Genomic DNA, 17,764 nt, shown 5'->3' with positions numbered 1-17,764 from the left:
GGGCCGCCCGGGAGGGGCCTGACCGATGGAGGTCACCATGGCACTATTCATCACCAAGCGCCTGCTGATGGCGCTGGCCACCGTGCTGGTGGTTGCGGTGCTGGCATTCCTGCTGGTGCACGCGATGCCGGGCAGCCCGGGGGCCGTGTCCCTTGGCGCCGGTGCGTCCCAGGAAGCCATTGACGAGGTCAACCAGCGGCTGGGCTGGAACGATCCGCTGCCGGCGCAGTTCATTACCTGGCTGGGTTCCGCAGTACAGGGCGACCTGGGCGTCTCGCTCATTGATGGCCGCTCCGTCAGCACAGACCTCGCCAGCCGCCTGCCCGTCACGGCCTCCCTCGCCGCCGGTGCCACCATCCTCAGCGCCATCCTGGGCATCGCCCTTGGCGTCACGGCCGCGGTCCGCGGGGGAGTGCTCGACCAGGCAATCGGCGGCTTCGTGGGCCTCCTGGTTGCCCTGCCCGCCTTCTGGGTGGGCGTCATCTTCGTGTACCTGTTCGCCGTCCAGTCCTCAATCTTTCCGGCCACAGGTTATGTGCCGTTCGACGTTTCGCCGCAGGACTGGGGTTTATCCCTGGCGCTGCCGGTGATCACACTGGCGGTGGGCGGCGCCGCCTTCATTGCCCGCCAGACCAGGGCGTCCATGCTCGAAGCCCTGCAGCAGGAACACATCCGCACGCTGCGCGCCACCGCCACGCCCACGTGGAAGATCCTCTACGTCCACGCCCTGCGCTACGCCAGCCTGCCCATCGTGGCCGGCATCGCCCTGCAGTTCATCGGCCTGTTCGGCGGTTCCGTCATCGCGGAGCAGCTGTTCGCCATGCCCGGACTGGGGCAGGCCGTCCAGACCTCCGTCAGCACCCACGATGCCCCTGCCGTCCAGGGCGTGGTGGTGATCGCCACCGTGGTGGTGGTCGCCGTCAACCTGGTGCTGGAACTCGCCACCAAGTTCCTCGACCCGAAGTTGCGTGCCTCATGATCCCCACAGTTTCCCCGGCCCCCGCGGACGCGGACCAGGCAGGAAGTACGACGGCGGCAGGCGCCTCCGTGCCCGGCGCAGGCAAGGCTGCACCCACCAGATTGTCCAGGCACCGGCTCCTCAGTTCGCCCGGTGCCGTGGCCGGACTGCTCTGGCTGGCCGTGGTGGTCACCGCGTCCCTGACGGCTCCACTCTGGCTGCCGTTCAAGACCGAGGACCAGGATTTCACCGCCGTCCTGTCCGGCCCCACCGCCGCCCACTGGCTGGGGACCGACGAACTGGGCCGCGACATCCTCAGCCGCATCTTCGCTGCCGCGGCAGGCACCCTGGGAACGTCGATGATCACGGTGATTGTCGGCGTCGGACTCGGCACCGTCCTCGCCATGGCCGCTGCCGGTGCCGGCGAGCGGACCGAAGCCGTGATCAACCGCATCACCGAAATCATGATGTCCCTGCCGGGCACCGTGATCATCCTGGCCGTCATCGGCGCCGTGGGCACCAACATCCCCATGGTCATGGCCATCCTGGGCATCCTGATGTCCGCCGGCATCTACCGGGTGATCCTGGGCCAGGCCAAATCACTGCAGTCCCAGCTCTACGTGGACGCGGCCAAGGTGGACGGCGTGGGGCCGCTGGGCATCAGTGTCCGGCACGTCCTGCCCGGCCTTGCCAACACCATCGTGGTCCAGGCGGCTCTCATCTTCGCCGTGGGCATGCTCATCCAGGCAGGCCTGGCGTTCATCGGGTTCGGGCCGCCCATCCCGCAGCCCAGCTGGGGCGGCATGATCCAGGGCGCCTCCCAGCACGTCTATGACGCCCCCTGGATGATGGTGCCCACCGGCGCCGTGCTGGCACTGACGGTCCTGTCCGCCAACGCCATCGGCAATGCGCTCGGCAAGGCGCCCAACGCCGCGGCCCCGCACCTGCCCTCCGCGGCAGCCCGCCGCCAGCGGGCCAGGGCCGTCGCCGCCATCGCCGCGGCTGCCCCGGCGCCCGGGGACGGCGCCCCCGGGGACGCGCCAAAGGGCACCCTGTCCGTGCGCAGCCTGTCCGTCGGCGTCGGCAATGCGGGGACAGGCAACGGCGTCCGGCTGGTCACCGACGTCTCCTTCGACGTCGAACAGGGCACCGTCCTGGGACTGGTGGGCGAATCCGGCTGCGGCAAGACCATGACGGCGCTGTCCCTCCTGGGCTTGCTCCCGTCCGGCGTCTCGGTAACCGGGGGCCAGATCCTCTGGAACGGGAAGAACCTTGCGGCCGCCACGGACAAGGAGATGGAAGGCATCCGGGGCCGTGACATCGCCCTGATCAGCCAGGAGCCCATGCGGGCCCTGGACCCGATGTTCACGGTGGGCTACCAGCTCACGGCAACCATCCGGCGGCTCCGCGGCCTGGGCAAGGCCGAAGCCCGGAAGGAGGCCCTGGCCCTGCTGGAGAAGGTGGGCATCGTGGATGCCCCCCGGATCCTGAAGACCTATCCGCACCAGATCAGCGGTGGCATGGCCCAGCGCGTGGCCATCGCCCTGGCCCTTTCCGGCCAGCCCAAACTGCTGGTGGCGGACGAGCCCACCACAGCCCTGGATGTCACGGTCCAGGCCGAGATCCTGTCCCTGCTGCGGGCCCTGGTGAAGGACACCGGCATGTCCGTGGTGATGGTCACCCACGACCTCGGCGTGGTGGCGGACATCTGCGACCAGGTGGCCGTCATGTACGCCGGGCAGGTGGTGGAGAACGGAAAGACCCAGGCCATCCTGGACAACCCGCGCCACCCCTACACCCTGGCCCTGCTCGCCGCCGACCCGCACGCCAACCACGGGGACGCCATGCCGGAGCGGCTTGCCACGATTCAAGGCCAGGTGCCGCAGCCCAAGGACTGGCCCTCCGGCTGCCGCTTCGCCGCACGCTGCCAGTTCGCCGGCTCCGCGTGCACGGAACCGGTCCCGCTGCTGGCGTCCGGCACCGGCGACGGCCTGGTCCGGTGCGTCAAGGCGGACCAGTTGGCTGTTGAGGGCATGGACTGGCTGGCCACGGACGTCGCCGCTGCCCGGCTCCTCCCGGTCACCCCGGTCAGCCCAACGAACACCACCATCGTCGAAAAGGACCTGGCATGAGCACCGCAGTCACGGAACGCCGCGATTCACCAGCACCTGCGGCCGGCACCCCCGTCCTGGAGGTCAAGGACCTGGTGGTCCGCTACGGCCGCGGGCGCAAGGCAGCTGCCGCAGCCGCCGCCGTCGACCACGTCAGCTTTTCGATTGCGCCCGGCGAGACCGTGGGCCTGGTGGGGGAGTCCGGCTCCGGGAAGTCGACCATCGGCAAGGCCATCCTGGGCCTGCAGAAGGTCTCCGGCGGCTCCATCAGCTACCAGGGCAGGGACATCACGTCCGCCAATGCCGCGCAGCGGCGGGCGCTGGGCGGGGAACTGCGCGCCGTCTTCCAGGACCCCAACTCCTCGCTGAACCCCCGCAACACCATCGGCACCTCCCTTGCCGAACCGCTCCGGCTGCGCGGCGTTTCACCCACTGAAGCCAGGGTCAAAGCGGAGGACATGCTGGAACGCGTGGGGTTGCCGCGGGAGGCCGTGGACCGGTACCCCAGCCAGTTTTCCGGCGGCCAGCGGCAGCGGATCTCCGTGGCCCGCGCCCTGATCTGCGACCCCCAGCTGGTGGTCTGCGATGAGGCCGTCAGCGCCCTGGATCTATCCACCCAGGCGCAGGTCCTCAACCTCCTGGCCGATCTCCGCGACGAACGCGGCCTGAGCTACCTGTTCATTGCGCACGACATCGCCGTGGTCCAGTTCCTGGCCGAACGGGTGGTGGTGCTCTACCGCGGCCAGGTGATGGAAACCGGGCCGGCCGCCGCCGTCACGGAAAACCCGAAACACCCCTTCACCCAGGCCCTGGTGGCCGCATCCCCGGTGCCCCGGCCTGCCGAGCAGGCCGCCCGGCGGGAAGCCCGCGAATCGCTGGGTGTCCGCACCGGCGCCGCCGCCGTTCCCGGACCCGGCGGCTGCCCGTTCCGGCTCCGCTGCCCGCTCGCCACCGAGCTGTGCGCCACGGAACGGCCGGCCCTGCGCCGCGTGGGTGCCGCCGACGTCGCCTGCCACTACGCCTGAATTTGCTGCCCTACTTCAGAACGGACCATCCCGCATGACATCCACCTGGCACGCCGCCATGATCACCCCCGAGCAGGATTTCGACGGCGCCCCGCGCCTCCGCAAGGCGTTCCGGCTCGACGAGGGCCACGGCGGCGTGGTGAAGGCAACGCTGCGGGCCACCGCCCTGGGCGTCTATGAGGCGTTCATCAACGGCACCCCGGTGGGTGACGACGTGCTGAGCCCGGGCTGGAGCTCCTATGAGTGGCGGGTGCGCTACCGCACCTATGACGTCACCGCGCTGGTTGGCCCGTCCACCGTGATCGGCATCGAGCTGGGCAACGGCTGGTACCGTGGCCGGCTGGCCTGGCACGGCCTGTCCAACCTGTATGGCAGCGAGCTGGGCTTCGTTGGGCAGCTGGACATCGAGTTCGCGGACGGCCAAGTGCAGTCGGTCGCTTCGGACACTTCCTGGCAGGCCGGACCGTCCGCCACCACCTTCAACGACCTCTACGATGGCCAGACCATTGACGCCCGACGCGCCCAGCCGGGCTGGGCGGAGCCCGGCTTCGCGCCCGGGACTGAATGGGCGGGCGTGCGGGAGCTGGAGTTCGACGCCGGCCGGCTGGCTGAGCCGGTGGGCCCGCCCGTGGTGCGTGCCGGCGTCGTCCGTCCCGTGGCAATCCTCACCTCACCCGCAGGGAAGACGTTGGTGGACTTCGGCCAGAACCTGGTGGGATGGCTGCGTTTCAGCGTGCAGGGCGAGGCCGGACACGTGATCAGCGTCCGGCACGCGGAGGTGCTGGAAAACGGGGAACTGGGCGTCCGTCCGCTGCGCTCTGCAAAGGCCGAGGATATGTTCATCCTCTCCGGCGGCACGGACCTTTTCGAACCCACCAAGACCTTCCACGGCTTCCGGTATGCCGAGGTCACCGGCTGGCCCGGAACCCTGACAGCAGATGATCTCGAGGCCGTGGTGGTCCACTCCGACCTGGAGCGGACCGGCACCTTCGAGTGCTCCAACGACCTCGTCAACCAGCTGCACCGCAACATCGTCTGGGGCCTGCGCGGCAACTTCCTGGACCTGCCCACCGACTGCCCGCAGCGCGACGAGCGGCTCGGCTGGACCGGCGACATCGCCGTCTTCGCCCCCACCGCCGCCTACCTGTACGACGTCAAGGGCTTCCTGCAGGACTGGCTGCTGGACCTCGCCGTGGAGCAGCAGGCACAGGACGGGCTGGTGCCCATCGTGGTCCCGGATGTCCTGAAGTACTGCCCGCAGCCGCCGGAATTCCCGTCGCCCGAGTCCTCCGCGCTGTGGAGCGAAGCCTCGGTGTGGGTGCCTTGGGCGCTGTGGGAGGCGTACGGTGACCTCGGCGTGCTGCGGAACCAGTACGAATCCATGGCTGCGCACACCCGCCGCGTGGAGGGCCTGCTCTCGCCGTCCGGGCTGTGGGATTCCGGCTTCCAGTTCGGCGACTGGCTGGACCCTGATGCCGCGCCGGACCAGCCGTGGGCAGCCAAGGCGGACACCGCCGTCGTGGCCACCGCCTGCATGTACCGCACCGCCCGGCTCACCGCCCAGGCCGCCGGGCTGCTGGGAAAGCACGACGACGAGGCCCACTTCAACGCGCTCGCGGACCGGGTGCGGAACGCCTTCGCCGAGCACTACGTGGCGCCCGGCGGCACCATCCGCAGCGACTGCACCACGGTCTACGCGCTGGCCATCGCCTTCGACATCCTGGCCACCCCCGAGCTGCGGGAGTTTGCCGGGAACCGCCTGGCCGAGCTGGTCCGGGACAATGGCTACCGGGTGTCCACCGGGTTCGCGGGAACGCCGTTCATCACCCACGCCCTCACGGACACCGGCCACGTGGATGAGGCCTACCGGCTCCTGCTGGAAGAAGGCTGCCCGTCCTGGCTGTACCCGGTCACCATGGGTGCCACCACCGTCTGGGAACGCTGGGACTCCATGCTCCCGGACGGCACCATCAACCCCGGGCAGATGACCAGCTTCAACCACTACGCCCTGGGCGCCGTGGCGGACTGGATGCACAAGGCCATCGGCGGCATCCGGCCGCTGGAGCCCGGCTATGCGCGCGTCCTCATCCAGCCGCGGCCGGGGGAGGGGATCAGCTGGGCCAGGACGTCCCTGAAGACCCCGCACGGTGAGGTCCGCGTGGCATGGACGTCCGGCGACGGGGAGTTCCGCCTCGAGGCGACCGTTCCGGCCGGGGTGGCGGCCGACGTCGTGCTTCCGGACGGCGCGCGGCACACGGTCGAGGGCGGGGAGCACTCCTTCGCGGCAGGGCTGGGCCTGGCGGTGCGGTAGCCGGGGGAAAAGCCGGGGAGTAGTGCAGGCACGGCGCTGATCTGCAACGATGTGCCACAGGACCAAACCCAGGAGGACTCATGCCGTACACCGTGGATTTCAAGAACGTCTCCACCGCCGGCCTGGAATCGTCACCGGTGGCGGAGGCGCTGGCCGGGCTGCGCGCGAACGAGGCGCGCTATTACAAGAACAAATACGACCACGACTTCACCGTCACTCCGGCCGAAGACGATCAGGAGACGCTGCAGTACATCACCAACATCCTGTCCACGGAGCGGAACCTGGTGATCGCGTCCAAGCCCCTTGAAGTGTCCTCCTTCGAGGTGGACGGGCTGCGAATGGCCTACGTCTTCTACGAGTCCGGGCTGTCCATCAACGTCATGTACTCCGTCGAAGAGGGCGGAAAACGGGCCGTGGGCTTCAAGCTGTCCGACGGCATGGAGGTCCCGGAGGAACTGGCGTCCAGCTTCAAGTTCGCCAGGCAAAAATCCAAGCTCGCCGGCACCATCCGCGGCTCCTACTTTGTGATCAAGGGCCAGTACTAGGGTCAGCACAAGGCCGCAGGGCCGAAGAACGCCTTCCAACGATTGGAACCGGGCCCTGCCTGGGGCGCCGCTGGGCGGCACGATAGCGGGATGACCTCCAATCCCATCCTTGCCGGCTTCAACCCCGACCCGAGCATCGTCCGCGCCCCGGACGGTTTCTACCTGGTCACGTCGTCCTTCGAATACCTGCCGGGCCTGCCGGTCTACCACAGCGAGGACCTGGAACGCTGGGAACTGGTGGGCCATGTGGCTACAAGGGAGGAGCAGGTCCAGGTTGCCCAGGTCCCCACGCCGGGCGGCGTCTGGGCGCCCACCCTGCGCTACCGGGACGGTGTGTTCTACCTGATCGTGTCCGTGTTCCTCGGTGGGCGCGGTTGCGTCCTGTTCACGGCCGCCGATCCCGCGGGCCCATGGAGCGACGGGACGGTCATCGGGGCGGTGGACGGCATCGACCCGGACCTCGCTTGGGACGACGACGGAACTGCGTTCGTGACGTTCGCCCGCCACCCCGACGCCCTCCAGCAGGTGCGGGTGGACCTCGCAACCGGGGAAGCCCTCGAGAAGCCGCGACCGCTGTGGTCCGGCAGCGGGCTGTATTCGCCGGAAGGCCCGCACCTTTACCGGCGCGGTGACTGGTGGTACCTGCTGGCGGCCGAGGGCGGCACGGACAGGGGCCATGCTGTGACCGTGGCACGGTCGCGGCGGCCGGACGGGCCGTTCGAATCCGCTCCGCACAATCCCCTCCTCACCGCCGCGGGAACCGGCTCGCCCATCCAGAACACCGGGCACGCAGACCTCGTTGAGCTTCCCGACGGCGGAACAGCCATGGTCCTTCTGGGTGTCCGCCCGGTGGGGCTGGCGAAGTCGTTCGCACCGCTGGGCCGTGAGACGTTCCTGACCACCGTGGACTGGATTGACGGCTGGCCGCACGCCCGGATGCCCCAGCCCGGCGTGACGCCGCCGGAGCAACTTGAGTACGACTTCAGCAACGGTGCCGGGCTGGAGGATCCGCGATGGATCGGTGTCCGCAGGACGCCCGCTGAGTTCTCGGCACCCACGTCCAAAGGGCTCCTGCTCAGGGGCGAAGGCAGCACCATGGGGTCGCCCAGGCCTTGTTTCGTCGCCCAACGCCAGCGCCACCTCGCGATGGAATTCAGGGCCGTGCTGGACGTCGGCTCCGGCGCGGGCGGCATCGCCGTGCGGAACGCCGAGGACAACTGGTTCGGCATCGAGGCCCGCCAGGACGGCGACGCCGTCAGGATCACGGCGCGTGCCGTTGTCGCGGGCTTTGACCGCACCTGGGAAGCAACTGTTCCGCCCGGGGATGTTGAGCTGGCAATCGAGGCCAGCCCGCCGCCGTCGGACTTCCGCGCCGGCGCCGTGGGCGGCGACAGGATCCGCCTGCTGGTCCGTGACGCCGGGGCGGGCGGCAGCGCTGAAGGCGAGCTGCTCACCGAACTGGACGGACGGCACTGGGCCTTCGAAACTGCCAAGGCCTTCACCGGCAGGGCTTTTGGCGTCTTCGCGGTGGACGGCGAGGTCCTGGTCCGCCGGCTGTCCTACCGCGGCAGGGACTGACCCGCTACGCGGCCACGGCGCCGGGCTGCGCGGCGTGTCCGGCCGGCGCCGTGCATGCGGCCCTCGCCGGATCTACGACGGCAAGCTGGCCGGTGGTGTCCGGGACGCCGGGAAGGTGTATGGCAGGGGCCTCGGCGCCGGCCTCCGTACCCCGGGCGCCGCGCAGGCGGAGGAGCGAAACGGCGGAAATGAGGAGCCACGCGGCATTGGTGGCCACTGAGGGCCACGCCTCGTGGAAGGCGCCGTTGAGGATAAAGGCAGCGGCGCCGAGGAGGTTGGCGCCCTGGAACGCCCGGCCGGCCTTCACCCACCCCATGGAGACCGACAGAAACGCGGTCAGAATCATGGCGGCGCCGGCCCAACCGGAAATTTCCCAAACGAGTTCCATTGGTGTCCTTTCGTAAATCGTTACCTAATGGCAATTCTGCGGGCCCGTAGACGTGTAGTTCAATTGCATTCTTCTGCACTCCTGGTTTAGAAATGCTTAACATGGACATGGATCCCCGCCGGCTGCTCGTGCTGCTGGCTGTCGCCCGGACCGGCGGCGTGCTCGCAGCCGCCGATGAACTGCACCTCACGCCCTCCGCGGTGTCCCAGCAAATCACCAAGCTGGAGCGGGAAACCGGGCATGCGCTGATGGTCCGCACCCCGAAGGGGTCTGTGCTGACTCCTGCGGGCCTTGCCATGGCCGAAGCCGGCGAGGAGATTGAACGCGCCCTCAGTGTTGCCCGGACCCGGATGGAGAGCGGGGCCAACATTTCAGGTGTGGTGCGGCTGGGCGGCTTCACCAGTTTCATCCGCACCGTGGTGATCCCCCGGTTGCCTGAGTGGCGGAGCAAATATCCGCAGCTCCAGATCCGCATCGTGGAGGACGATTTTCCCGCCCTGATGCGGCTTCTCCGGCAACGCCAGCTCGACGCCGTGGTGGTGGAACACGACTCCACCACCGCCGGCCAGCTTTCACTCGGGGCAGGAATGATCGAGGAACCTCTGCTGGATGAACCGTGGAGGCTGGCGGTGCCCACCGGAGCGCTGCTTAGCACTGAAAGCGTGGACCTTGCCCGGCTGCCGCTTCCCTGGCTCGGGGTGGATTCCGCAGCCGCGAACTCCGCGGTGCTGGGGCGGCTGCGCCATTCAACGGGCGCCAGCATGGAGACTGCTCACCAGTACCAGGAGACGCTGACGGCGCTGGCACTGGTCGCTGCCGGCGAAGGCGTTGCCATCGTGCCCACGCTGGCCCTGGCTGGCGTGGCCCATGAAGGGGTGGACATCCTTGACGTTCCCGGGCTGGGGACACGGCGCATCGTCCTGCGGCGGTTCGACGGGCGCCGGCGTTCCAGCACCCCGGTGGACACCGTGGCGCGGCTCCTGCGCGAATCAGCGGCGGCGTTCGATACGCGGTCGGCGTCCTGACCGGCCCTGATGTGCAGTCCGCGGTGCCGTTGACCCCCTGCAGGGGCATGGGTACTGTGGGCGCACAATCCGTCCGCGGCGCCGGCAGGCTGCGGATGCCTGCGGCGGGTAACGGTCCGGGCGCGCCGGCAAAAGGAGGCAGGTGTCGTTCTTCCAGCTTTCGCTGATCGCCGCCGTCGCGCTCCTCGGACCCTTGCTGGCATTTCCCCGGACATGGCACCTTCCCATGGTGCTCGGGCAACTGCTGGCCGGAATCGCCATCGGACGCACCGGACTGGGGCTCGTGGATTCCACAGATCCGACGTTCACGTTCGTTGCCGATGTGGGATTCGCCCTCATCATGTTCGTCGCCGGAACGCACGTGCCGGTACGGGACCAGGCCATCCGTCCCGCCCTGGGCGGCGGCGCGCTGCGGGCTGCCATCGCTGCGGCCCTCGCGGCTGCCGTAGGAACCGTCATTGCGTTCGCCTTCGGCACCGGACATGCGCCGCTCTACATCGTGCTGCTCGCTTCCTCGTCAGCCGCCCTTGTGCTGCCCATTGTCGATTCCCTGCGGCTGGCGGGACCGAAGGTCCTGACGACGACGGCGCAGGTGGCGGTGGCGGATATCGCCTGCATTGTGGCGCTTCCGCTGGCCGTCGATCCGCCCAACGCGCCGAGGGCAGCCATCGGGGCGACCGCCGTCGCGGCGTGTTCGGTGGTGTTGTTCTTCGTGCTTCGCTGGCTGGAGCTCAGCGGCACCCGCGGGCGGGTGCATGACGTGTCCGAGGAACGGAAGTTCGCCCTGGAACTGCGGATCCAGCTTGCCTTGCTCTTCGCGCTGTCCGGGCTTGCCGTGGCGGGCCACGTGTCCGTCATGCTCGCCGGATTCTCCTTCGGACTGGTGGTGGCGGCAGTGGGTGAACCCCGCCGGCTGGCGCACCAGCTCTTCGCAGTCAGCGACGGCTTCCTGGGGCCGGTGTTCTTCGTCTGGCTGGGCGCGTCGCTGGACCTGCGCGCGCTCGCCGGCACCCCGGCCATGGTTCTCCTCGGGGTCTGCCTTGGAGCGGGGACCCTCCTGGTGCACGGCAGCCTGCGCCTGCTGGGCCAGCCGCTGCCGCTCGCCGTCCTGTCGGCATCCCAGCTGGGCGTGCCGGTTGCCGCGGCCACCATCGGCTCCCAGCTGTCCCTGCTGGAACCGGGGGAAGCCTCGGCGTTGATCCTGGGCGCCCTCATCACCATCGGGGCCAGCGCCGCGGCGGGTTCACGGGCTGCCCGCACCTTCGCACGGAATGCCGAGGCGCCGGCGTAGCCGGCGCTACCCCCGGGAGTGGGTCCACACCCCGGTGCTCGCCTGCGCCTGGAAGCCCAGGTTGCGGGACACGGCGCGGGCGGCGGCGCGGACCGCCGGGGCAAGGACGTTGGGCGGCGTGGCACCGTCCGGAACCACGATGGACAGCGACGCCACCACGGCGCCCTGCGCATCGAAGATGGGGGAGGCCACGGATACGGTGCGGGACGGGACGGTCCGCCGGATCATCGCGATACCGGTCCGCCGCACGTCGGACAGGGTCCTGCGCAGCTGGCCTTCGGGCATTTCGGGCACGCCGGGTTCGTTTTCCGGCGGGCGCTTCAGGATGGTCTCCTGGAACTGCTGGTCCGCCCCGGCCAGCAGCACCAGGCCGATGGCGGTGGACCTCAGCGGCGCACGGCCGCCCACCCGGTAGGCCACCTCTGTGGCGTCCTTCCCGGACAGGCGTTCGATCAGCACCGCCTCCTCGTTGTCCCGGACCGCCAGCAGCACATGGTGCCGGGTGACCTCAAACAGGTCCTCAAGGTAGGGGAGTGCGATTTCCCGCACGCCGTGCCCGCGCGGAGAGAGGGATGCCACTTCCCACAGCCGGACCCCCACCACGTACCGGCCGTCGTCGAGCCTCTCCAGGGCACCCCACGCCACCAGCCGGGCGATCAGCCGCAGCGCCGTGGGGGCAGGCATATCCGCGTGGCGGGCCAGTTCGGACAGTGTCAGCGCGCGGCGCCGGTCGGAGAAGACGGCGAGCAGGCTCAGTGCCCGGTCGATGACGGGTTCGCCCTGTTTGGGCCGCTTTCCGCGCGCAGGCGGGGTGTCCGTTTCCGGAGTGGCAGTCATGGCAGTGGTTCCTAGCGCCGTTGGCAGTTCCTGTGGCCCACGGGGAAGGCAGTGAGCTGAACCACAATACTATTCCAACCATTGAAAGCTCCCTGTGGAGGGGAAGTCACGAAACGCAAAGCTGGAACTCCCAGCAACCGCACTTCAGGAGTCCCGCCGCATGACCGCCCCCACCCGGCTTCGGGCCGAACACCTGCCTGCGGCGCTGGGCCTGACCGTCACCACGCCCCGGCTGGGCTGGACGCCGCCCGCCGGCACCAGCAGCCAGACGGCGTACCGGATCACCGCCAGCAACGGCTGGGACACGGGCCGGCAGGAATCAGCCGCGTGCAGCGGCATCCCGTACACCGGCCCCGCGCTGGACTCCCGCAGCCGGTTCGAGTGGCGCGTCCGCACCTGGAACTCCGGCGAAGACGGCACCGAAACACCAACCGGCTGGTCCCAGCCGATGACGGTGGAACTGGGCCTCCTGCACGCCACCGACTGGACAGCGCAGTGGATCGGCGCCGACGAGCCGGAGATCCCGGCGGCGGGGGAACGCCCCGGCTACGCCTTCACCAAAACCTTCACGCTCGACGCAGCCCCGCACAAAGCCCGCGCGTACGCCACCGCCCACGGCATCTACGAACTCTTCATCAACGGCCGCCGCGTGGGCGACCAGCAGCTCACACCCGGCTCCACCAGCTACAACACCACGCTCCAGGTCCAGGCCTACGACGTCATGGACCTGCTCGTCGAAGGTTCCAACACAGTCCGCGCCGTCCTCACCGACGGCTGGTACCGCGGCACCTTCGGGTACACGCGCGACGCCGGCATGTACGGCACGCGAACAGCTTTCCTTGCGCAGCTCGAGGTGGAGTCCTCGGCCGGCCGGCAGACCATCGGCACCGACGGCTCCTGGCTGGTGTCCGCAACGGAGATCACCAGCGCCGACCTCATGGCGGGCCAGCGGGTTGACTTCCGGATGCACGACGGCGGGAGCACACCGTCCGCAGGCGCCGCACCCGGGGCACGTCCCGCCGTCGTCCGTCCCGGCGGCTTTACGGCACTCACCGGACCCCTCGCCCCTCCCACCCGCGTGACCCGGGAACTGGCGCCGGTGTCCATCACCCGCCTTCCCAACGGCCACCAGGTGGTGGACTTCGGCCAGAACATCCACGGCTGGGTCCGGCTGTCCCAGCTGGGTGCCCCGGGAGAAACCCTCACGCTGGAACACGGCGAGGCGCTTGGGCCGGACGGTGACGTCACCCGGGACCACCTGCGGCCGCACAATTTCCGCGCACCGGGGGCCTTCCTTGATGCCGGCCAGGTGGACACCGTCACCGCCTCCGGCGCCCCGGGCGAGGTCTTCGAGCCCCGGCACACCACGCACGGGTTCCAATACGTCTCGGTCCAAGGCCTCGCCACGGACCTGCAGCCGGCGGACATCTCCGCCTGCCTGGTCCGGACAGACCTGGAACGGATCGGCACCTTCAGCTGCAGCGACGCCCGGCTGGACAAGCTCCATGACATCGTCGAATGGAGCTTCCTGGACAACTCCTGCGAGGTCCCCACCGACTGTCCGCAGCGCGAGAAGGCCGGCTGGACCGGGGACTGGCAGCTGTTCATCCCCACCGCCGCGTACCTGTTCGACGTCACCGGATTCTCCCGGAAATGGCTCCGCGACGTCCGGGCCGACCAGTGGGAGAACGGCGTCATCGCCAACATTTCGCCCTCGCCCGGACCCGCTGCCACCTCCGCGGAGTTCATGGCATTCACCAATGGGTCCGCCGGCTGGGGCGACGCGATCGTCATGGTGCCGTGGGAGGGCTACCGGGCCACCGGGGACGCATCAATCCTGGCCGAAAACTGGGACGCGATGCAGCGCTGGCTGGGCTTCGTCCGGACCACCGCCGAAACCCAGCGGCACGCAGCCCGCGCAGCTCAGGCGCCCCTCCCGGCCGCCCACGAGCAGTACCTGTGGGACACCGGCTTCCACTTCGGCGAATGGATGGAGCCGGGCGGCCCCGAACCTGACCTGTTTGCCGCCCGCGCGGCGGACAACGGCATCGTGGCCACGGCCTACTACCGGCACACCACGGACCTGATGGCCCGCATCGCCGGGGTGCTGGGGTTCGCCGGGGAAGCCGCCGCACTGGCGGAACTCTCGGCGAACATCCGGAACGCCTGGGAAACGGAATACCTGGACGCCGCCGGGCAGGTGACCCGAGCCAGCCAGGCCAACTGCGTCCGCGCCCTGGCGTTTGACCTGGTCAGCCCGGAACGCCGCGCCACCGTCACCGCGCAGCTCGCAGGACTGATCCGGGACGCCGGCACGCACCTGGGCACGGGCTTTCTGTCCACGCCCTACCTGCTGCCCGTCCTGGCGGACAACGGCGAACTGGACCTCGCCTACGAACTCCTCATGCAGGACTCCGAACCGTCCTGGCTCGCCATGGTGGACCGCGGCGCCACCACTGTGTGGGAACTGTGGAACGGCATCGACGCCCGCGGCACCGCCCGCCAGTCGCTCAACCACTACAGCAAGGGCGCGGTGGTGTCCTTCCTGCACCGGTATACCGCCGGGCTGCGGCAGGCCGACGGCAGTGCGGGCTGGGAACGGCTCGTCATCGAGCCCCGGCCCGGGGCCGGCATCACCTCCGCCACCACTTCCCACCAGGGGCCGCGCGGCCTGATCGAGGTGGCGTGGACCATTTCGGCGGGGACTGCACCGGAGGCGGCAGCGTCTGAAGGCGCACCGGACGACGGCGTGCTGACGCTCACGGCCACAATCCCCGCCGGCACCACTGCCGAGGTGCTGCTGCCCGGCCTGCCGGCCGCCGTCGTCGGCCCCGGACACCATACTTTCCTTGCCGCACCCGGCGGGGAAAGCACCCAACCTGAGCTGATGAGGAGCACACTATGACAGTGGACCGCGCTACCGACGTACTTGACGCTTCCCGCGATGCTTCCCGACCCGGAGGCCGCACCATTCCGCCGTTCCCGGTCTACGACGCCCCCGGCACACCGGAGCAGGCAGGCGGGGTTTCGGTGGTGCACCGCGAAGTGACGTACGCCCGGGCCATCGGTTTCCGGCCGTTGAAAATGGACATCTGGCTGCCCCGCGAGGCCGCCGGACCCACGCCGCTGGTGCTGTGGGTGCACGGCGGTGCGTTCCAGCTGGGCGACCGCCGGGAGCTGCCGCCCACCTTCGCGCCGGACTCCGTGTTCCGGCTGCTCAACCAGGCAGGCATCGCCTGCGCCACGGCGGACTACCGGCACGCCCTGGAAGCCCCCTTCCCGGCGCAACTCCACGATCTCAAAGCCGCCGTCCGGTACCTCCGCGAATTCGCCGCGGAGCTGAACATCGATCCGGAACGGTTCGGCGCCTGGGGCGAATCCGCCGGCGGGCACCTCGTCGCGCTCCTGGGACTCACCGGAAACCGCCAGGACCTGGAGGGCGGCCTCGGCGCGCAGGGGCACCCAAGCAGCGTCAGCGCCGTCGTCGACTTTTACGGTGTCTCCTCCCTGGCGGACATCCCGCCCATGCAGCGGCCGGCCGGGCTGTTCCCCGCCGCACTGACCGCTGCCGTGCCGCCAGGCATGTCCCTGCAGCCGGAATACATGCTGGTGGGCGGCTCGGATGACCGCGACCTGCTCGCCGCGGCCAGCCCCGTCAGCTACGTGACCCCCGGCGCCGCGCCGTTCCTGCTGGTCCATGGCGACAGCGACGGCCTGGTCCCGCACTCGCAGACCGAGCTCCTGGCCGCCGCCCTCGCCGAAGCCGGCGTCGAGCACGACGTGGTGACCATCGAGGGCGGGGACCACTGTTTCTTCGGCGCGGAGGACCGGATGGAGGCCATCCTGGCAGCCGCCGTCGGCTACTTCTCACGGAAGCTGGGCGCAGAATGACACCCACCAAACCTGCCGCGTCAGCGCCGGCGGCCGGCCCCGGGAACGACGCCCAGGCGCCCGACGCGGGGTTCGCGGAGTACCTGGCCAGGCCGGAAGGCCCGCAGTTCCTCAACCCGGACGCCGTGCGGTCGCCCGGGCCCGACGTCCCCATCCGAACCGTGACGGAGGACGGCCGGCACGGGCCGGTGGCCATCCGGATCTACGGTGAGGCGGCCGCTGCCGGCAGCCCCGCCCTGGTGTGGCTGCACGGCGGCGGCTTCGTCAGCGGGAGCGTTGACATCCCCGAATCGGACTACCTGGCACGGGTGCTCGCGGCCCAGGGGACGCCGGTGCTGTCCGTGGACTACCGCCTGGCGCGCAACGGCGTGTCCTTTCCCGTCCCGCATGACGACGCCCTGGCCGGATGGTTCTGGGCGCGGAAGAACGCCGCATCCCTGGGCCTGGATCCGGACCTGCTCTGCCTGGGCGGGGCCGGTGCCGGCGGCAACCTCGCCGTGGGCGCCGCGCTCTACCTGATCGACGCCGGCAAGCCACTGCCCGCAAAACTGCTGCTGGCCTATCCCTTCCTGGACGCCGAACTCCCGCCGCCGGCCGGAGGCCTGGACGATTCGGTCATGGCCGGACTGCCGCGGCACCTGCGGTTCACACTGGAGGACTGCATCCGGACGGCGGAGAACTACGTGGGGGGTCCGGTCAGCATGGCACCGTCCTACGCCATGCCCGGCTACGCGGACCCTGCCGGACTTCCGCCCACCGCTTTGCTTGCCTGCGAGTACGACGACGCCCGCGGCTCAACCGAGCAGTTTGCCTCCGCATTGGCGCGGGCGGGGGTTCCGGTGTCCTACTTCCTGGCCGAGGGCGCAGTGCACGGCCACCTCAACCACACCGCAGGGCTGCCGGAGGGGCAGGCGGCCCTGGACTTCCTGGCAGGCCAGCTGGCGGCGGCGCGGAGGCCTTAAGCGCGGAGGCGGGTCAGGGCTGCCCTGGCGTCTCTTCGGCCGCGTGGCTGCTGGACCAGATGTCCCCCATTTCCTCGGTGGACTGCTCCACGATCCTGCTCATGGCGGCGTGCGCGGCAGCGGCTTCCCCGCGCTGGATCGCGCTGGCCACATCAACATGCAGCTGCAGCGCCTCGTGGTCCGGGAGATGCGGCATCAGGCCGTGCTGGGTGCGCCCGGCCAGCACCTCCGCCACCAGGTTATGCAGCTGGGAAAACATCAGGTTGCCGGAGGCGTTGAGGACTGCGGCGTGGAAGTCGATATCGAGCCGCAGGAATTCCCCCTGGTCCCCGCGCTGCCCCGCAGCCCACAGCCGGGCTGCCATCGAGACAAGGTCGCTGGCCTCATCCAGGGACGCGCGTTCAGCGGCCAGGCGCGCGGCCTGCGGCTCAATGGCGCCACGCAGTTCGTTCAAGGCCCGCAGCTGCTCCAGCCGCTTGGCCGATGCCAGCCGCCACCGGATCACCTGCGGATCGTAGAGGTTCCAGCTCGCCTCGGGCTGGACCACCGTGCCCAGGCGGCGGCGGGACTCGAGCATCCCCATGGACGACAGGACGCGGGTGGCCTCCCGGATCACGGACCGGGACACCTTGTGCTGCGCCTCCAGCTCATCCAGCCGCAGGATGGAGTTTGGTGCCAGCGTTCCCTCGGCAATGGCGAGCCCCAGGTTCTCGACCAGCGATGAATGCAGGTCAGGGGACAACGCCGCCTTTGGAATGGTCATGAATAAATCATATGGGGGCATAGCAAGGTCTTGTATATGTCTGCCTTATTTGTCTATGCTCGCTGAACAGAGCAGACGT

14 protein-coding genes are annotated in these 17,764 nt (G+C 69.6%); 11 read left to right on the top strand and 3 right to left on the bottom strand.

Annotation, left to right across the window (positions count from 1 at the left end; translation table 11 throughout):
• The first annotated feature begins 25 nt into the window (after positions 1–25).
• From BACI349Y_RS18270 to BACI349Y_RS18245, 6 genes are all read left to right on the top strand, one after another.
• Positions 26–979 (top strand): ABC transporter permease, encoded by a 954-nt coding sequence (locus tag BACI349Y_RS18270; RefSeq protein WP_159634110.1) that lies wholly within the window; start codon positions 26–28, stop codon positions 977–979.
• Positions 976–3,090 (top strand): dipeptide/oligopeptide/nickel ABC transporter permease/ATP-binding protein, encoded by a 2,115-nt coding sequence (locus BACI349Y_RS18265; protein WP_159634107.1) that lies wholly within the window; start codon positions 976–978, stop codon positions 3,088–3,090. The genes BACI349Y_RS18270 and BACI349Y_RS18265 overlap by 4 nt, the downstream gene beginning before the upstream one ends.
• On the top strand, positions 3,087–4,094 hold the full coding sequence (locus BACI349Y_RS18260; protein ID WP_159634104.1) for an oligopeptide/dipeptide ABC transporter ATP-binding protein: 1,008 nt from the start codon (positions 3,087–3,089) through the stop codon (positions 4,092–4,094). Before BACI349Y_RS18265 ends, BACI349Y_RS18260 begins: the two co-directional genes overlap by 4 nt.
• A gap of 34 nt (positions 4,095–4,128) precedes the next feature.
• Entirely contained in the window at positions 4,129–6,405 is a 2,277-nt protein-coding gene (locus BACI349Y_RS18255) for a glycoside hydrolase family 78 protein (RefSeq protein WP_159634101.1), read from the top strand.
• Positions 6,406–6,485: 80 nt separating this feature from the next.
• The gene (locus BACI349Y_RS18250; protein ID WP_159634098.1) at positions 6,486–6,950 is read left to right on the top strand and encodes a phage tail protein; all 465 of its coding nucleotides are present in this window, start codon (positions 6,486–6,488) and stop codon (positions 6,948–6,950) included.
• A 90-nt stretch (positions 6,951–7,040) separates the two neighbouring features.
• Positions 7,041–8,528: a glycoside hydrolase family 43 protein gene (locus BACI349Y_RS18245; protein WP_159634095.1), complete on the top strand. Its 1,488-nt coding sequence runs from the start codon at positions 7,041–7,043 to the stop codon at positions 8,526–8,528.
• A gap of 4 nt (positions 8,529–8,532) precedes the next feature.
• Here BACI349Y_RS18245 and BACI349Y_RS18240 read toward each other — a convergent pair whose 3' ends face one another.
• Positions 8,533–8,916, bottom strand: coding sequence for a CBU_0592 family membrane protein (locus tag BACI349Y_RS18240; RefSeq protein ID WP_201302474.1), 384 nt, complete (start codon positions 8,914–8,916; stop codon positions 8,533–8,535).
• 101 nt (positions 8,917–9,017) lie between these two features.
• Here BACI349Y_RS18240 and BACI349Y_RS18235 point away from each other — a divergent pair, with 101 nt between their 5' ends.
• Positions 9,018–9,941 carry a LysR family transcriptional regulator gene (locus tag BACI349Y_RS18235; RefSeq protein WP_159634093.1) on the top strand — a complete coding sequence of 308 codons (924 nt, stop codon included), beginning with the start codon at positions 9,018–9,020 and terminating at the stop codon, positions 9,939–9,941.
• A 142-nt stretch (positions 9,942–10,083) separates the two neighbouring features.
• Positions 10,084–11,232: a cation:proton antiporter gene (locus BACI349Y_RS18230; RefSeq protein WP_159634090.1), complete on the top strand. Its 1,149-nt coding sequence runs from the start codon at positions 10,084–10,086 to the stop codon at positions 11,230–11,232.
• 6 nt (positions 11,233–11,238) lie between these two features.
• On the opposite strand, the gene BACI349Y_RS18225 is transcribed toward BACI349Y_RS18230, so the two are convergent.
• Complete coding sequence (locus tag BACI349Y_RS18225) at positions 11,239–12,069, bottom strand: IclR family transcriptional regulator (protein WP_159634087.1); 831 nt, start codon at positions 12,067–12,069, stop codon at positions 11,239–11,241.
• Between the two features lie 160 nt (positions 12,070–12,229).
• Here BACI349Y_RS18225 and BACI349Y_RS18220 point away from each other — a divergent pair, with 160 nt between their 5' ends.
• The 3 genes from BACI349Y_RS18220 to BACI349Y_RS18210 are packed head-to-tail and all read left to right on the top strand — an operon-like array spanning position 12,230 to position 16,922.
• Positions 12,230–14,974, top strand: a complete 2,745-nt coding sequence (locus tag BACI349Y_RS18220; RefSeq protein ID WP_159634084.1) for an alpha-L-rhamnosidase — start codon at positions 12,230–12,232, stop codon at positions 14,972–14,974.
• Positions 14,971–15,960, top strand: a complete 990-nt coding sequence (locus BACI349Y_RS18215; protein WP_159634081.1) for an alpha/beta hydrolase — start codon at positions 14,971–14,973, stop codon at positions 15,958–15,960. The genes BACI349Y_RS18220 and BACI349Y_RS18215 overlap by 4 nt, the downstream gene beginning before the upstream one ends.
• Positions 15,957–16,922 carry an alpha/beta hydrolase gene (locus BACI349Y_RS18210; RefSeq protein ID WP_159634078.1) on the top strand — a complete coding sequence of 322 codons (966 nt, stop codon included), beginning with the start codon at positions 15,957–15,959 and terminating at the stop codon, positions 16,920–16,922. Before BACI349Y_RS18215 ends, BACI349Y_RS18210 begins: the two co-directional genes overlap by 4 nt.
• Positions 16,923–16,935: 13 nt before the next feature.
• Here BACI349Y_RS18210 and BACI349Y_RS18205 read toward each other — a convergent pair whose 3' ends face one another.
• On the bottom strand, positions 16,936–17,685 hold the full coding sequence (locus BACI349Y_RS18205) for a FadR/GntR family transcriptional regulator (protein WP_159634075.1): 750 nt from the start codon (positions 17,683–17,685) through the stop codon (positions 16,936–16,938).
• Between the last annotated feature and the right edge of the window lie 79 nt (positions 17,686–17,764).

It is taken from the genome of Arthrobacter sp. 8AJ, from assembly GCF_902506025.1.
Classification (GTDB): domain Bacteria; phylum Actinomycetota; class Actinomycetes; order Actinomycetales; family Micrococcaceae; genus Arthrobacter.
The sequence above is the reverse complement of the archived record's forward strand: the minus strand, read 5'-3'. Positions and strand labels throughout refer to the sequence as shown.

Bases quoted from the DNA above. Each gene is read 5' to 3' on its own strand.
- BACI349Y_RS18270 (WP_159634110.1), top strand. From the start codon at position 26: ATGGAGGTCACCATGGCACTATTCATCACCAAGCGCCTGCTGATGGCG.
- BACI349Y_RS18265 (WP_159634107.1), top strand. From the start codon at position 976: ATGATCCCCACAGTTTCCCCGGCCCCCGCGGACGCGGACCAGGCAGGA.
- BACI349Y_RS18260 (WP_159634104.1), top strand. From the start codon at position 3,087: ATGAGCACCGCAGTCACGGAACGCCGCGATTCACCAGCACCTGCGGCC.
- BACI349Y_RS18255 (WP_159634101.1), top strand. From the start codon at position 4,129: ATGACATCCACCTGGCACGCCGCCATGATCACCCCCGAGCAGGATTTC.
- BACI349Y_RS18250 (WP_159634098.1), top strand. From the start codon at position 6,486: ATGCCGTACACCGTGGATTTCAAGAACGTCTCCACCGCCGGCCTGGAA.
- BACI349Y_RS18245 (WP_159634095.1), top strand. From the start codon at position 7,041: ATGACCTCCAATCCCATCCTTGCCGGCTTCAACCCCGACCCGAGCATC.
- BACI349Y_RS18240 (WP_201302474.1), bottom strand. From the start codon at position 8,916: ATGGAACTCGTTTGGGAAATTTCCGGTTGGGCCGGCGCCGCCATGATT.
- BACI349Y_RS18235 (WP_159634093.1), top strand. From the start codon at position 9,018: ATGGACATGGATCCCCGCCGGCTGCTCGTGCTGCTGGCTGTCGCCCGG.
- BACI349Y_RS18225 (WP_159634087.1), bottom strand. From the start codon at position 12,069: ATGACTGCCACTCCGGAAACGGACACCCCGCCTGCGCGCGGAAAGCGG.
- BACI349Y_RS18220 (WP_159634084.1), top strand. From the start codon at position 12,230: ATGACCGCCCCCACCCGGCTTCGGGCCGAACACCTGCCTGCGGCGCTG.
- BACI349Y_RS18215 (WP_159634081.1), top strand. From the start codon at position 14,971: ATGACAGTGGACCGCGCTACCGACGTACTTGACGCTTCCCGCGATGCT.
- BACI349Y_RS18210 (WP_159634078.1), top strand. From the start codon at position 15,957: ATGACACCCACCAAACCTGCCGCGTCAGCGCCGGCGGCCGGCCCCGGG.
- BACI349Y_RS18205 (WP_159634075.1), bottom strand. From the start codon at position 17,685: ATGACCATTCCAAAGGCGGCGTTGTCCCCTGACCTGCATTCATCGCTG.